The sequence below is a fragment of the Sporolactobacillus shoreae genome (assembly GCF_004684935.1).
Lineage (GTDB): Bacteria > Bacillota > Bacilli > Bacillales > Sporolactobacillaceae > Sporolactobacillus > Sporolactobacillus shoreae.
Genome location: NZ_SRJD01000006.1, coordinates 146118 through 161560 on the forward strand (window position 1 = coordinate 146118; position 15443 = coordinate 161560).

A 15443-nucleotide genomic window follows, 5' to 3' on the forward strand; every position below is an offset into this window, starting at 1 on the left:
TGAAGAGGGGACATGAACGGTTTGGACATTAAACTCGATTGGAGTGATTTTGTGATAACCGTGATGACGAGTACGATGCGACAGGAAATGTCCGATCATATTCTAAAGAATTTCTTGAGGCAGGATTTTAATCCAAAAGAATTAATCATTCTTTTAAATAAAAAAGAGTTAAATGCGGGCCAATGGAAGGAAGAAACGGCAAATTATAACAATATCCACATTTTTCAATTGGGCGAAGAAAAGACATTGGGAGAATGCCTGAATTTTGGCGGGCAACAAGCACGCTACAATGTGATTGCCAAGTTTGATGATGATGATTATTATTCACCGGCCTATTTAACCAATATGGTCAGCCGATTAAAGGGAAAAAATGTCGATGTCATTGGCAAGTCTTCGATATTTGTTTATTTTAAAAGCGAGAAAAAACTAAGTTTATTCAGAAGAAGTAAAAGCCCTTTCTATATAAAAAAAGAAAGGGATTTAAAAAGGGCGCTGGCGGGAGGAACACTTATTTTTAAAAAAGATGTTTTAAAAAAGGTGCCCTTTGCACCTTTGAATAAAGGAGAAGATCTTCAATTTCAAAAGGATTGTCTCAGGCAGGGCTTATCTCTGTTCTCAAGCGACCCTTATGATTACGCTCTTCTTCGATACGATTCAAAGCATCATCAGCATTCCTGGGATACAGATAATCAAATTTTTCAGAAGCACTGTCAGTTGATCGCTGTAACGGATTCTTTTGCGGGTCTGATCAAGCATCCTCAAACAAAGGGTGGTGCTCCGTGATCTCCGTTGTCGTTTCGACTCATCGCCCGCAATTTATCGACACGATTATTGAAAACTTCTCAAGGCAAACACTTGTAGAAAAAGAACTGATCCTGATCCTTAACACATGGGATATCGACCTTTTACGCATTAGAAAAAAGCTTGCCATTCGCGGTGTCCGTGCTGATATCTTTCTCTTACCACCTCATATAAGTCTCGGTGAGTGTCTCAATCAGGGGGTGAAAAGAGCAAGTTATTCTACGATCGCTAAATTTGATGATGATGATTATTATGGAAAATATTATTTAGAGGAAGCCCAGCATGTACTAAGCGAGACAGGTGCTGAAGTCATTGGAAAACGGTCTTTTTTCATTTATTTTAAAAACACAAACGAGCTTCGATTATATCATCCTGGCTATGAGAACATCTGGATCCCGAACCATGGCATGGCCGCCTATAAAAATACCTACTTTTTCAGTGGAGCGACATTAGTGACTAAAAAGAGTATTGCTGAAACTTTCCCTTTTCCTAACACGAACATTGGGGAAGACAGCTGGTTTCAAAAAAACTGTTTTCTTAATGGGATCAGGATGTATGCTGCATCTAGAAAGAACTATGCTTATTTAAGATATCCCTCAAGGTATCATCATACTTCTAATAGTTCAGACTCTTTGCTAAAGAAGAATAGTGATTGGGTAGCCAATACTTTGGCATTGAGTCACTATGTCGATCAGACAGTCCCTCAATATTAATTTTTTTAATTAAGCTATAGTGAAGGCGGAAATTAGGCTGCCCCACTATTTTCAGCCGGACTAGGCTTGAGCACTACCCAATGATTCGCCTACAGCATATGGTACAAGTGAGAAAATAGCAAGGGGTGAAAAGGTTGGGCGATGATAAAAAGTTCGATGACCAAAAGGAAAGTCGCGATAACAAAGAGGATTGCAGAGCTCCAAAAAAAGAAAATCATGATAAAGATGAGAGTAAGTGCTCTAAAAAAGAAGATCATCATCAAAATAGCAAAAAGGATTGCAAGTGCTCTAAAAAGGAACATCGTAATCATTGTCAGAGTTGTATCTGCCTTCTGTTAAAGAAGGCAGGGCCGGGGAAATTGGTCAGAGTGGTTACAGATTCAGGAGACATCATTGAAGGAAAGTTTCTTGGGTTTAGTGAGGAGACATGCTGCGCTCTTATAGAGGTTAATGAGATCGTTTCGCCACCCATTCCATGTGAAGTCGTCTTTGTTGATTGTCTGAAAATCGAAAGTGTTGTTTTCATTAACTAGGCTATTAAATTCAGTGTAGTTTTTGCCCCTCCGTTGTTTGGAGCGAAAAACAACAGGCAAGTTTAATAAAGCCATTAATTAAAGCAATCAGTGATAGGAATTAGATTATTGCCCAAGGGGCATCCTTCCTGTTACGGATCAACCAATGGTTTGACCCTTTTGAGCGAGTATTAACTTAACAATTAAATCTATTAATCATAACAGGTGATGTGTAGATTTTAATCATTTGATAAATGATATTTTAAGAAGATGGCGTGAGAAGTGGCGATAAATGGATCGTCACTTTTTCAGCTTGAGGTAACGTAATTGAAAGACTTTCCAAAATTAATCTTTGATCAAAAACTGGATGATATTTGTATTTCGAGGATTTCTATAATGTATGCACTCGATGACGATTGGGTTCAAATAGCTTGGTGAACGAAGTGAGTGTTATTACAATGTTTTTTTTGAATGCCTAAATATGTTCACAGGTATGCGAATAATTAAAAAAGTGGATTTGCTGTCGGCAGTGGCACTGTATTCACAAAAAAATCACTTTTTCAACACATTGTCTGATTGTAGCAGGTGGATCACAATGTTATAATTTTTTACGTAAAAAGATTTCATGATATTTTTTCTCCTGAGGGGAAAAGATAGGCACAACGGGTCTTTTGTCTGTGGAATCAGGAATTTAGGGCAAGGTCTTAGCAATCTTGTGAAAGCAATCACGAAAATAGTTTTCACAGATGAATCGGGTTACAGCCCGGTGTTCAGAAACGCCGGGTCAAGAATAAAATTTTTAGGAGGATGTTTAGGCATGGCTTTTAAAATCATTGCGTATGGTGTTGAACCTTACGAAGAGCATTTGTATGGCGAATTGAACAAGTACGGTTACGAAGTGAAACTGGTTAATGATCTGCTGACTGCGGACAACGGCGACTTGGCAAAGGGCTTCGACGGTGTTCTGCTGTTCGTCAACTGCCTGGCTGATCGTGCCAACCTGAAGAAATTCAGTGACTTCGGCATCAAATATGTATTTACACGCACTGCCGGATTCAACCACATTGATCTGCAGGCTGCCGCAGACTTTGGCCAGAAGGTTGCCCGTGTACCTGCATATTCACCGAATGCGATCGCAGAACTGGCTGTTTCACTCGGAACGTCGCTGTCACGCTCTACGGTTTATACAACCGGCAGAACAGCTCAATTGAACTTCCAGGTTACTGAAACCATGTTCAGCCATGAAATCCGCAAGAGCACAGTCGGTATTGTCGGCACAGGCCACATCGGCTGCGTTGAAGCTGAACTTTATAAGGGCCTTGGCGCGAAACTCCTTGGCTATGATATTTTCCAGAGTGACTTCGCCAAGAAACTAGTTGAATTCAAGGAACTGGATGAACTGCTTGCTGAATCGGATATCGTCAGCCTGCACCTCCCTTATTTCCCTGGCAAGAACGAAAACTTCGTTGGCGAAGATTTCATCAGCAAGATGAAGGACGGCGCTATTCTGGTCAACACCGCACGTGGTGAAATTGTTGATGAAGCAGCTGTTGCTAAAGCCATCAAGAGCGGCAAGCTTGGCGGATTCGGCGCCGATGTGCTGACTGACGAAGCGCGCTTCTTCGGCAAAGATTTCTCGAACGGCCAGGAATTCCCTGACGCAACGATCAAGGAACTCATTGAACTGTATCCGAAGGTACTGATCACACCGCACGTTGCCGCTATGACTGACGAAGCGGTTTCCAACATGATTTCCACAAGCTATGACAACTTCAATACCGCGATCAAGGGCGAAGATCTTGGCAGAGCTGAAGTTCAGCTGCCTGAACCGGCCGCGAAATAAGCTGGTTATTAAATAAGTTACCTTAGAAACAGTCGTACCTGCATAGGTGCGGCTGTTTCTGTATGGACTTTTTTTACGTTTTTGTGGAATATTTCAGAATTCTTAATTTTTATATTGACACGAAAGAGTAGATCATATAAACTTAACAACTAACCACAATCTTTGTCTTATCGAGAGGATACTAATTATGATCTCAGCACAGATAAGCGGACAGCGAGTCATTATTTTGATTAGCTAGGACTCTGGCAAACGGCAGTCGGAAAAACCGATAATGTTTGCTTGAGTCCTGTTCGCGTCTGTGCGGGACTCGGGAAGAGCTCCACTCAGAACGATCTGAGTGGAGCTTTTTGCATCTTCAGAAACAAGTTGTGATTAACAAGAAATTTCAAAGAAAAAAAGGAGACGAAAGCAGAATGAAAATTGTTGTTGTTGGGGCCGGAGCCATGGGGTTGAGGTATGGTGTCCTGTTTCAGGAAGTGGGGAACGATGTACAGTTTGTGGACACGTGGGTACCGAATGTAGAAGCGATTCATCGAAATCACGGCGTTGAAGTGACGCGTGACGGAGAAAATCCGCACTTGGTTGATGTGGCTGTCTGTTACCCGGAAGAATATCACGGCGAGCCGGATCTGGTTATTGTGTTTGTCAAAGATATGCATACCGTTGAAGTGATGGAAAGGTGTAAACATTTCCTTAGGGAAAATACGTATGTGCTGACCAATCAGAATGGGTATGGCGGTGCTGAAATGATTGCTCAGTTTGTTGACAGGAAGAAAATCATTGCCGGCACAGCGATGGTTGCGACTGTTATGAAGGGACCAGGTAAAGTGGATTTTGTCGGCAAGCGGGGTGCAGGGCATGTCCATATTGTAAAAGTGGAGGGTGAACCGGATCCATTCATCTACAAAGTGGCGGATGAAATGGAAAAGGCACTGATGCACCCGACAGTCTGCACGGATTATATGGGAACGGTCTGGACCAAGCTTGTTTTCAATTCTGTTGTTAATACACTGTGTACCTTAATGAACATTCGGATGGGTGAATTTGCCGCTTATAAAAATGCAGAGGAAATGTCACGGAAACTAATTTATGAGGCCTACGATGCGTTCGACGCCGAAGGGATCAATATGGAAGTTGGCCGTGATGAACTGGTGAAGCAGATCATGTACGTATCTGAAGTTTCCAATCCGCTCCACTATCCGTCCATGCATCAGGATATGACGACGAATCGGCCGACGGAAGTGGATTATATTAATGGAGCCATTGTCCGGCTAGCTGAAAAGCATGGCCTTAAAGCACCGTACCATTCAATGCTTGTGGATCTCGTACATCTGAAAGAAGCGTCACGCAAATATGAGGAGCCTGTGAAACAGGTATAAGCAGGTTCAGGACTCCGGGTAACCGAAGGGGGCGGTTATCCGGAGTTTTTTGCGGCTTTTTTTAAGTTAGGTTAAAATATCAGTGGATTGGTTTTTGCGCAAGACGCAAAATGAAGTCAGAAAAACTGTGGACTTAAATCGGGGGATATCATGGGAGAAACTTTTAAAAGAATCCATGTCATTGTGATGGATTCCGTAGGGATTGGGGAAGCATCCGATGCTGCGAAATATAATGACGAAGGCTGCGACACACTTGGCCATACGGCGGAAGCAATGGACGGGCTGCACGTTCCGAACCTGGAAAAACTGGGGCTGTCGAATATCCGGCCGGAAAAACCAATTCAGGGTGTGGCTGTGCAGGAACATCCGGAAGCTTTTTATACGAAAATGCATGAAGTGTCCGCTGGCAAAGACAGTATGGACGGTCACTGGGAAATGATGGGTCTTCCAGTTATGACACCGCTGCACACCTTCCCAAACGGATTTCCGGACGAGCTGATTCAAAAGATAGAAAATTTCAGCGGGCGGAAGGTGATCTGGAATAAGCCGGCCAGTGGTACGGAGATTATCAAGAAATTCGGAGAACGGCAGATGAAAACCGGAGAATTGATTGTTTACACCTCGGGTGATTCCGTGCTGCAGATCGCCGCTCATAAAAAAGTGATTCCGCTTAAGGAGTTATACGCGATCTGCGAATACGCCCGGAAGCTGACGATTGATGAACCCTATCACCTGGGCCGGATTATCGCACGCCCCTATGTTGGCGACCGTGCGGATCATTTTGAACGGACGGCGAACCGGCGGGATCTGACCCTGGTGCCGCCTGAAAAAACAGTCATGGACAGCCTGGTTGAGGCAGGGCTGGAATCGCTCGCCATCGGGAAAATCAATGATATTTTCAGCGGCCATGGAATTACGGAAGGCTGGCACACGGTCAGCAACGAAGACGGAATGAATCGGCTGATCGAAGTGTTGGATCACGATTTTCATGGGCTGAGCTTTACTAACCTGGTCGATTTTGATGCAAAGTATGGCCACCGGCGGGAACCCGTTCTTTTTGGAAAAGCTCTTGAAGCTTTTGACAGCCAACTTGGTGAGGCGCTTGAGAAGTTGACGGATCAGGATTTGCTGCTGATTACAGCGGATCATGGCAACGATCCGGGATTCAAAGGGACAGACCATACGCGTGAATATGTGCCGCTGCTGGTCTATTCTCCGCGCTTCACGGAAGGAAAAGCACTGCCCGTCCGCGGAACTTTTTCGGATATTGGCGCGACCATAGCGGAAAACTTTGGCGTGAGCCTGCCCAAAGTGGGAACAGGTTTTCTTGGCGAATTAAACTGAAGCGGGGTGTGGCCGAATGCGAATGGTTGATATCATCACAAAAAAACGCGATGGGCACGAACTTTCTCCTGAGGAAATTCATTTCTTTATCGACGGTTATGTCAAAGGGACAATCCCCGATTATCAGGCGAGTGCGCTGACGATGGCGATTTTTTTCCGGGATATGACTGACCGGGAAATCGCCGAGCTGACCCGGGCGATGGTCAACTCCGGAGAAACGGTTGATCTGTCCGGCATCAAAGGAGTCAAAGTAGACAAGCACTCGACCGGAGGGGTCGGTGATACGACGACACTTGTTCTGGCGCCGCTTGTTGCTTCGGTCGGAGTGCCTGTTGCGAAGATGACCGGTCGCGGGCTAGGCTTTACAGGCGGAACCATCGACAAGTTGGAGTCGATCGCGGGTTTCCATGTAGAACTGACTCCGGAACGGTTTATTGAACTTGTCAACCGAGACAGGATTGCCGTGATCGGGCAGAGTGGCGAACTTGTGCCCGCCGACAAAAAACTGTACGCGCTTCGGGATGTGAGCGGGTCGGTTGAATCCATCCCGTTGATCGCGAGTTCAATCATGAGCAAGAAGATTGCCGCCGGGGCAGACGCGATCGTCCTGGAGGTGACGACCGGGGCGGGTGCTTTTATGAAGAATGAAAAAGATGCTGTGCGTCTTGCAGAAACAATGGTGCGGATCGGACAGCATGTCGGCCGGAAGACGGCCGCAGTGATCACGGATATGTCCCAGCCGCTTGGCTTTGCTGTTGGAAATGCGCTCGAAGTCAAAGAGGCGATTGACACCCTGAAAGGCAACGGCCCCGCCGATCTGAAAGAACTGGTCCTGACACTGGGCAGCCTGATGGTGCTGTCGGCCGGGAAAGCGGAGTCGGTTGAAGAAGCGAGAAGGCTGCTTAAGAATGCGCTCCAAAATGGCCAGGCGCTGGCGAAGTTCCGCCAGTTTATTGCCAATCAGGGCGGCGATCCGGAGGTAGCGGATCACCCTGAAAAATTGCCTCAGGCCAAGTTCAGAATCGAACTTCCGGCGAAAAGTTCAGGCTTTTTGACAGCGATGGCTGCGGATGAAATCGGGCTTGCCGCCATGCTGCTCGGGGCAGGCCGGGCGACAAAAGAAGACAGTGTCAATTTCGCGGCGGGCATCGTGCTGCATAAAAAAGTCGGCGATCCGGTCAAAGAGGGGGAGCCTCTCCTGACGATTCACTCGGATCGTGCGGATGTGGAAGATGTGAAGAGCAAGCTTTACCAAAGCATCAAAATTGGCAGCCACTTGGAAAAACCGCGACTAATCCACCAAATCATTACTGAATAAGATAAGGAAGCGATCATAATGACCAATCTAGCAAAATATATCGATCATACGGCTCTAAAACCGAACGCCGCAAAAGAGGATATTTTGAAACTGACGGATGAGGCTAAGAAATTCGGCTTTGCTTCGGTCTGTATTAATCCGTATTGGGTGAGGCTGGCAGCGGAGCAGCTGAAAGACTCAGAAGTAAAAGTATGCACCGTTATAGGCTTTCCTCTTGGTGCGAACACGGCCGCGGTCAAAGCCGCCGAAACACGGGACGCGATTCAGAATGGTGCTGATGAAGTGGATATGGTGATCAATATCGGTGCGTTGAAAAGCGGTCTTGAAGACGTCGTTGAAGAAGATATTCATGCAGTTGTCGGAGCGGCGGAAGGAAAGGCGCTTGTGAAAGTGATCATAGAAGCTTGTCTTCTCACTGACGAAGAAAAAGTATTAGCCTGCCAGTTAGCGGTTAAGGCCGGAACGGATTATGTCAAGACGTCGACTGGATTTTCAACCGGTGGGGCCACACCTGAAGATGTTGCACTGATGCGCCGGACGGTTGGAGCGGATATCGGTGTCAAAGCGGCAGGCGGTATTCATTCGAAAGCTGAAGCTGAAGCGATGATCGCCGCAGGAGCTTCTAGGATCGGAGCAAGCTCAGGCGTGAAGATCATAGCAGAGTAAAAATTGGCCTAATCGGATCTTTACGGTTCCGGTTCCAGACCATAGAGTTCAGACACTTGAAATATGATCATTAGTTATGTTATAATTTTTCTCGTGCTCAATAAGGGCATTAGTACGATAGGGCGTTGGGCAAGTGGTTAAGCCAATGGATTCTCATTCCATGATCACGGGTTCAATTCCCGTACGCCTTATTACATTTTAAGAGAAGCCACCCGCACTGATCAGTGCCGGGTGGTTTTTTGTTTGTATAGATAACCTCAGGAATGTGGCCTGCCCTGACTCAATAAGGGTAACTAAGTAGCTTTTTTCAGCAGAGACAAAGGAATGAGAAAAGCACTTTTTGCAGATAAGAGAAAGCTTTTTCTGGGAGAATTCATAAAAACGGTAAAGATACAATTAATTTTCTTTACGTATTGAAAGCGTTTACAATAAAAGTTACAATAGAAATGGAAATATTGTGAACAAATTGTGACAGGAAGCCTCTGCGGCAGTTTTTCGTATGCTATAAATGAAGGGGATGAACCAATTTGAGGCGGAACAGAATTGTCATTCTTGGCGCGGGATATGGCGGACTCAGAGCGTTGAAAAAGCTACAGGATCTGCATCTGAATGCAGAACTCATACTGATAAACCGAAATGATTATCATTGCGAAACAACGCTTCTTCATGAGGTGGCAGCGGGGACGACGGAAGCTGAGGGCATCTGCTATCCGATTGAATATGTGATTGACAAAAAACAGACTGTTTTTATTAAGGATGCCGTTCTTGCCGTTAATCAGAATGCCAAAACAGTGATTCTAGAGCAGCATGAACCTGTAAATTATGATTATTTGCTGATCGCTCTTGGTTTTGAATCTGAATCATTCGGGATCGAGGGAATCCGTGAATTCGGGCTTTCTATTTCGGATATACCGTCCGTTGAGCGTATCAGGCGCCATGTGGAGCTTCAGCTTGCCGCATGGCATGAAGATGATTGTGATGAACATCTGACCGTCGTTGTCGGAGGGGCGGGATTCACAAGTTTTGAATTTTTAGGTGAGCTGACCAACCATTTGCCAAAGCTGGCGAAACGCCATCATATCGATCAGAAAAAAATACGCGTCGTCTGTATTGAGCCCACACCTCATGTGCTGCCCATGTTCGATCGCAAATTAGCCGAGTATGGAAGCCGAAAATTGGAAAGCAGAGGGGTCGAATTTGTTGTGGGGCGCGTCAACCGAATAGCCCCGGGACATGTCTATTATAAAAACGGCGAAGACCTTAACGTAATTCATGCAGGAACCTTTATATGGACAGGAGGGGTGAGAGGCAGCTCAGTGATTGAGGATTCCGGTTTTTTGCAGCGCCGAGGAAGAGTCCGGGTAAATACGGATCTGACTGTGCCCGGTGCTCGTGAGATTATGATTATCGGGGACTGTTCCGAGGTCATAGATCCCGAGAACGGACGACCGTTCCCGACAACAGCACAGATTGCCATGCAACAGGCTGACTGTGCCGCTTACAATCTGAATGCCAGGGTCACGGGCCAGCCTCTGAAGCCATTTGCTTACAAGTGTATGGGCACAGTATGCTCACTTGGAAAAAATGATGCGATGGGGCAGCTCCTGGGTAAAAACATTAAGGGGTATCCGGCATCAATTATGAAAAAAGTCATCGAAAATCGATCACTCGTGAAAATCGGCGGTGTCGAGACGATGCTGAAAAAAGGACGCTTTGATTTCAGCAGATAACGAATTATGACATTAAAAAGAGGAACCCTCTGGCAGTTCGCCAGAGAGCTCCTCTCATCTATTACGTGACCCCATTGAGCTCTTTCATTCACTCTTTATCTATTATTTGCTTGCCACTGGTTCAGGAATCTTAGCAAGCGCCTGATCAAGATCCCAGATGATGTCATCGATGCTTTCAATACCGATGGATACACGGATCAGGTCAGGTGTGACACCGGCAACGGCCTGTTCTTCCGGAGTCAGTTCGGCATGCGTTGTGCTTGCCGGATGGATGATCAGTGATTTTGCATCGGCCACGTTGGCGAGCAGTGAGAACAACTTAACGTTGTTGATCAGTGTTTTACCAGCTTGCAGGCCGCCCTTTATTCCGAAAGTAAAGATAGAACCGGCACCCTTCGGCAGGTATTTCTTTGCCAGTTCGCGATATGGGCTGCCTTCAAGTTCAGGGTAGTTGACCCAGGTAACTTTCGGGTGGTTGTTGAGGAATTGGGCCACTTTGCGCGCGTTCTGGACATGACGTTCCACGCGTACCGACAAAGATTCAAGCCCCTGCAGGAAGTAAAATGCGTTCTGCGGGCTGATCGTCGCGCCGGTGTTACGGAGCAGCTGGACACGGGCTTTTGCGGCGAAGGAAGCAGGTGCCAGGTCCGCGTAGACCAGTCCGCCATAGCTTTTATCAGGTTCGGTGAAGTCAGGGAATTTGCCGCTGGCCCTCCAGTCAAATTTACCGCCATCGACGATGACACCGCCGATCGCTGTGCCGTGGCCGCCGATAAACTTTGTAGCTGAGTGGACAACAACGTCTGCACCGAAGTCGATCGGACGGATCAGATAAGGTGTTCCGAATGTATTGTCAATAATGAATGGAATCTTGTTTTCGTGGGCAATCGCCGCAACCTTTTCAATATCGAGGACGTTGATTTTCGGGTTGCCGATCGTTTCACCGTAGAGGGCTTTGGTTTTGTCATTGATTGCCGCGCGGAAGTTTTCAGGATCATCCGGGTCAACGAATGTAACGTCAATGCCCAGCTTCTTCAGGGTTACGGCAAATAGCTCGTAGGTTCCGCCGTAAAGTGTGCTTGCGGCAACAATATTGTCACCGCTGTTGGCGACGTTCAGAATGGCGTAAGTGATCGCGGCCAAACCGGAAGAAGTGGCCAGGCCGGCAACGCCGCCTTCAAGAGCCGCAATGCGTTTTTCGAAAACGTCTTCCGTAGGGTTCATGATACGTGCGTACACGTTACCTGGTTTTTTCAGCTGGAAAAAGTCGGCCGCTTCATCCGCATCTTTGAAAACGAAAGATGTCGTCTGATAAATCGGAACCGCGCGCGCTCCGGTCGCTGGATCAGGCACCTGTCCGGCATGCACCTGCAAAGTTTCAAAACCAAATTTTCTTTCTTCTTCAGCCATTTCGATCTCTCCCTATACCCTGATTTTTTAATTAAATAGAATCTTAGATTGGAAAGAGTTACAGATTGGAAAGAGCTGCCATTAAAAAAGCTGCTTCCCGCAGAAAAAAGAGGGAAACAGCTTCTTCGCCGATTCTTTTCTTATCTGCCAGAATTTAATCTGCTGGAATTAACACCATACACCTTTGTGCTGGTTGTCGGGCTTCGCAGGGCCAGTCCCTCCGCCACTCTTGATAAGATTTATTTAATTGAGATTAGTTTATAACCATCAAAGGGCTTTGTCAATACTTAAATGCAAGTAATTCGGTATCTTTAATAAAGTATTACATATTTTTATGAGTATTTCACCAGAGGGCTTTTTACTGAACTTTACCAACAATATAGCCCCATTTGTTGAACGCGACTACTCTTAAGTGATGAGTATCAAGAAATTTTTTCGAATAAAATTGCTTCTGCACGAGAAGCAGTCCCCGATCAGACCTCAGGAAGGCATTGAAATTTCCATCATCGATATGAAGATCAGCTGCCAGTTCAGCCGTTAAAACGATTTTCTGAGGCCACTCTTTTTTCCTTTTATAATCAAACAGACTCCTTCCCTTCATCTCATATTTCCCCGTCAGTTGCTGAATGAGGGTCTGCTCGGGATCCGGATAATCGTGATGCACATATCTGTAAATGTTCAGTTCGTACGCCCCTGAAGCCATTAATATGGCGCCGATCAGGAAAATTTTCATTGCCCGTTTTCCGTCTCTGATGACCCTGCTGGCTAGAACACCGATAATGACCGAGAAGGCCGGATAGACAGGCATGATATACCATCTGATTTTGGTTTTGGCAACTGAAAAAATCAGAATCGGAATAATGACCCACGCACAGATTCCGATCAAATAAGCCTTTTTATCGGGCGTCAGCAATTGATATTGTTTGAACGAAATATTTTTGTTTAAATAGACGAGCACAGCCCCGAAGAGGATAGAAAACCATAGGATGTAGAACTGAAAAAAAATTCTGAGATAAAAAAGCTTGCCTCCTACATGACCTTCGATCGTATTTGACGATCGTCTCAGCAGATCGTAGGCAACCATATCTTTAAAGAATGTCGCTCCGTCGTACTGGTAGCGGATAATGCCCCAGATCATGATCGGCAGGAACATGCAGGAAATCAGAAGGATCCATTGCTTGAACCTGAATGATCTGAACTTGTTCGAAAGAATAAGATATATACCAATAATGCCGACAATGCTGAAAGCGTGCCAACTTTTTGTTAAAAAAGCCAGTGAAAAGGCAAGTCCGGAAATATAGATCCATTTATTGTTTTTTCCGGAAAGCAGCAAAGCAAGAACGGATGCTGTAAAAAAGAAAACATAGAGGGAATCGGGATTGCCCGTTCTTACGCCATGATTCGTCAGGTACTGAAAGGTTGTTGTCAGAACCAGTGCTGAAATGGCTGAGGCAAGCTTTCCGTGCTTTTTCAGCATAAAAAAGGCGACCATCATAATTGTCAGGAGACCGAACACTGCGGCAATCAATCTCAGCCCCAGTGCGTTGTAGCCCACAATCTTATACCCGAGAATGACGCTCCAGAAACTGAGCGGGGGTTTGAGGTTCCAATAATCGGGCAGGTATCTGTATGTATTGACGATATAATTTCCATTCTGCAGCATTTCATAGGCGCTGACCCCGTGCCTGGCCTCATCATAGTTAGCGATCTGGAAATTACCCAAATTGTAGAACAGATTATAAACCGCTAAAGCGAAAATCAGAGCTATAGCAGTTGAATAAATGGCATTAGCTTTGTTGCTCATGAAACGCTTCATAAGAACAGATCTCCCTAATCGGTAATAAGCTCACAGATTATTTTATAGTATGGCCTGATATTTGAATGTGTAGAATGTGTCAAATATTTGTAAAGGAAGAGATACAAATCTCATTAATAAAAAGGCTCTGTTAAAAAATTCAATGTTTCTTTTGCTGCTCTGTTGATTGGAGCGCAAAAGAGCAGACACGCTTAATAAAGCAAATAAAAAAGAAGAGCGCTGTTTCCGCTCTTCTTCCGGTATAAAAATAAGTTCCTGAAGTGTCTTGTCAGAGAAACGGCTTGAATTAATACAATCCGTCAACCGTTTCTTTCGTGCTGATGTAAATGTTTTTTGTCTGGGTATAGGCATCAAGAATGCTCTTGTAGGTTTCACGGCCAATGCCGGATTTTTTGTATCCACCGAACGGTGCGCCTGCAGGGAGCTGGTTGTATGTGTTAACCCACACGCGCCCAGTCTGTACGCCACGCGCAACTTTAAGGGCGGTGTTCAGGTTGCTTGTCCAGACCGCTCCGCCCAGACCGTAATCCGACTGGTTGGCCAGCTTGATCACTTCATCGGCATCCTTGAATTTGATGACGGTCGCAACCGGCCCAAAGATTTCTTCCTGGGCGATGCGCATCGTGTTTGTTGCGTTGGCGAGAATCGTCGGTGCCATGAATACGCCGTTTTCAAGGCCGCCATTCGTCAGTTTCTTGCCTCCTGTAACGAGTTCAGCACCTTCATCTTCACCAATCTTGACGTAATCCAGAATCTTCTCAAGCTGGCGCTCGTTGACCTGGGCGCCCATCTGAACGCCGTCTTCCCACGGAAGGCCGACTTTGACTTTTTCAAAAGCGTCCTTCAAAGCACCGACAAATTTGTCATAAATGCCTTCCTGAACAAAAATTCGTGAGCCCGCGCAGCACACCTGGCCCTGATTGAACAGGATGCCCAGCTGAGCCCCTTCGATCGCTCTGTCCCATTGCGCATCATCGAAGAAGATGTTCGCTGATTTGCCGCCCAGTTCAAGTGTCGCTGGGATCAGACGTTTTGCGGCAGCGTCGGCTACTTCATAACCGACCTGAGTCGAGCCGGTAAATGCCAGCTTCGCGAAGCCGGGATGATGCAGCATATAGTCGCCGGAATCGGATCCGCGGCCGGTAACCACATTGACAACACCTGCGGGAAGAACCTTATCCAGAATCTTCGCCAGTTCAAGAAGGCTGAGCGAAGTGGACGAAGAAGGATGAATGACAACGGTATTGCCGGCAGCAATAGCTGGTGCGATCTTCCAGGCTGCCATCAGCAGAGGGAAGTTCCAGGGAACAATCTGGCCGACAACACCAAGTGGCTCTTTGAGATTAATCGTCAGTGTATTTTCATCAAGCGCTTTTGCGGTGCCTTCTTCTGAACGGATGACCCCTGCGAAGTAGCGGAAATGATCGGAGCTTGCAGGAACATCAACTGTACTTGTTTCTCTGAAAGGTTTTCCGTTATCCAGCGTTTCAACGAGTGCGAGATGATCGGCATTTTCGTCAATCAAATCAGCAATTTTCAGAAGGAGCGTGCTTTTTTCCTGAACGCTGACATCTTTCCATGTTTCAAATGCTTCTGTAGCCGCTTTCACAGCCGCGTCGACATCTTCATGGCTCGCATTGACGAATTCGGCCAGTTTCTCACCGGTGCTAGGATTATAGCTTGCGAGTTTTCGACCATCGGAACCTTCAACAAATTTGCCACCAATGTAAAGCTTGTACTCTGCGTCAACAGTTTGGCTCAATACAGATTCTGAAATACTCATGAATGGTTCTTCCTTTCTGAAGAGAAATGTATTTTTTGATACGCTTTCATTATAATGCAATGAGCTGAAAACAAAATGAAAATGCTCATCCATCTAAAAAAGCCTGATATCTAAAGTACATTACTATA

12 protein-coding genes, 1 tRNA gene and 1 riboswitch are annotated in these 15443 nt (G+C 45.9%); of the genes, 10 read left to right on the plus strand and 3 right to left on the minus strand.

Going from position 1 to position 15443, the window contains the following annotated elements:
• Positions 1 to 12: 12 nt before the first annotated feature.
• From E4665_RS07635 to E4665_RS07680, 10 genes are all read left to right on the plus strand, one after another.
• Entirely contained in the window at positions 13 to 783 is a 771-nt protein-coding gene (locus E4665_RS07635; protein ID WP_135348195.1) for a glycosyltransferase family 2 protein, read from the plus strand.
• A complete protein-coding gene (locus E4665_RS07640; protein ID WP_167815148.1) occupies positions 780 to 1514 on the plus strand; it encodes a glycosyltransferase in 735 nt (244 codons plus the stop codon). Before E4665_RS07635 ends, E4665_RS07640 begins: the two co-directional genes overlap by 4 nt.
• Before the next feature lie 134 nt (positions 1515 to 1648).
• Entirely contained in the window at positions 1649 to 2047 is a 399-nt protein-coding gene (locus tag E4665_RS07645; RefSeq protein ID WP_135348197.1) for a hypothetical protein, read from the plus strand.
• 796 nt (positions 2048 to 2843) lie between these two features.
• A complete protein-coding gene (locus tag E4665_RS07650) occupies positions 2844 to 3869 on the plus strand; it encodes an NAD(P)-dependent oxidoreductase (protein ID WP_135348198.1) in 1026 nt (341 codons plus the stop codon).
• Between the two features lie 413 nt (positions 3870 to 4282).
• Entirely contained in the window at positions 4283 to 5248 is a 966-nt protein-coding gene (locus tag E4665_RS07655; protein ID WP_135348199.1) for a ketopantoate reductase family protein, read from the plus strand.
• Positions 5249 to 5398: 150 nt separating this feature from the next.
• Entirely contained in the window at positions 5399 to 6592 is a 1194-nt protein-coding gene (gene deoB / locus E4665_RS07660; protein WP_135348200.1) for a phosphopentomutase, read from the plus strand.
• A 16-nt stretch (positions 6593 to 6608) separates the two neighbouring features.
• The gene (locus tag E4665_RS07665) at positions 6609 to 7910 is read left to right on the plus strand and encodes a pyrimidine-nucleoside phosphorylase (RefSeq protein ID WP_135348201.1); all 1302 of its coding nucleotides are present in this window, start codon (positions 6609 to 6611) and stop codon (positions 7908 to 7910) included.
• A gap of 18 nt (positions 7911 to 7928) precedes the next feature.
• Entirely contained in the window at positions 7929 to 8576 is a 648-nt protein-coding gene (gene deoC / locus E4665_RS07670; protein WP_135348202.1) for a deoxyribose-phosphate aldolase, read from the plus strand.
• Positions 8577 to 8695: 119 nt separating this feature from the next.
• A tRNA-Glu gene (locus E4665_RS07675) sits at positions 8696 to 8767 on the plus strand.
• Between the two features lie 336 nt (positions 8768 to 9103).
• A complete protein-coding gene (locus E4665_RS07680) occupies positions 9104 to 10306 on the plus strand; it encodes an NAD(P)/FAD-dependent oxidoreductase (protein WP_135348203.1) in 1203 nt (400 codons plus the stop codon).
• A 102-nt stretch (positions 10307 to 10408) separates the two neighbouring features.
• On the opposite strand, the gene E4665_RS07685 is transcribed toward E4665_RS07680, so the two are convergent.
• The 3 genes from E4665_RS07685 to E4665_RS07695 form a co-directional block, all read right to left on the minus strand.
• Positions 10409 to 11716 (minus strand): O-acetylhomoserine aminocarboxypropyltransferase/cysteine synthase family protein, encoded by a 1308-nt coding sequence (locus E4665_RS07685; RefSeq protein WP_135348204.1) that lies wholly within the window; start codon positions 11714 to 11716, stop codon positions 10409 to 10411.
• A 137-nt stretch (positions 11717 to 11853) separates the two neighbouring features.
• Positions 11854 to 11955, minus strand: a riboswitch (SAM riboswitch).
• 119 nt (positions 11956 to 12074) lie between these two features.
• Positions 12075 to 13532, minus strand: a complete 1458-nt coding sequence (locus E4665_RS07690; protein WP_241654734.1) for an ArnT family glycosyltransferase — start codon at positions 13530 to 13532, stop codon at positions 12075 to 12077.
• 286 nt (positions 13533 to 13818) lie between these two features.
• Positions 13819 to 15315, minus strand: coding sequence for an aldehyde dehydrogenase family protein (locus E4665_RS07695; RefSeq protein WP_135348205.1), 1497 nt, complete (start codon positions 15313 to 15315; stop codon positions 13819 to 13821).
• Positions 15316 to 15443: the final 128 nt, after the last annotated feature.

Excerpts from the sequence above, each read along its gene's own strand:
- E4665_RS07635 (WP_135348195.1), top strand. The coding sequence starts at position 13 with ATGAACGGTTTGGACATTAAACTCGATTGGAGTGATTTTGTGATAACC.
- E4665_RS07650 (WP_135348198.1), top strand. The coding sequence starts at position 2,844 with ATGGCTTTTAAAATCATTGCGTATGGTGTTGAACCTTACGAAGAGCAT.
- E4665_RS07655 (WP_135348199.1), top strand. The coding sequence starts at position 4,283 with ATGAAAATTGTTGTTGTTGGGGCCGGAGCCATGGGGTTGAGGTATGGT.
- deoB (WP_135348200.1), top strand. The coding sequence starts at position 5,399 with ATGGGAGAAACTTTTAAAAGAATCCATGTCATTGTGATGGATTCCGTA.
- E4665_RS07665 (WP_135348201.1), top strand. The coding sequence starts at position 6,609 with ATGCGAATGGTTGATATCATCACAAAAAAACGCGATGGGCACGAACTT.
- deoC (WP_135348202.1), top strand. The coding sequence starts at position 7,929 with ATGACCAATCTAGCAAAATATATCGATCATACGGCTCTAAAACCGAAC.
- E4665_RS07685 (WP_135348204.1), bottom strand. The coding sequence starts at position 11,716 with ATGGCTGAAGAAGAAAGAAAATTTGGTTTTGAAACTTTGCAGGTGCAT.
- E4665_RS07690 (WP_241654734.1), bottom strand. The coding sequence starts at position 13,532 with ATGAAGCGTTTCATGAGCAACAAAGCTAATGCCATTTATTCAACTGCT.
- E4665_RS07695 (WP_135348205.1), bottom strand. The coding sequence starts at position 15,315 with ATGAGTATTTCAGAATCTGTATTGAGCCAAACTGTTGACGCAGAGTAC.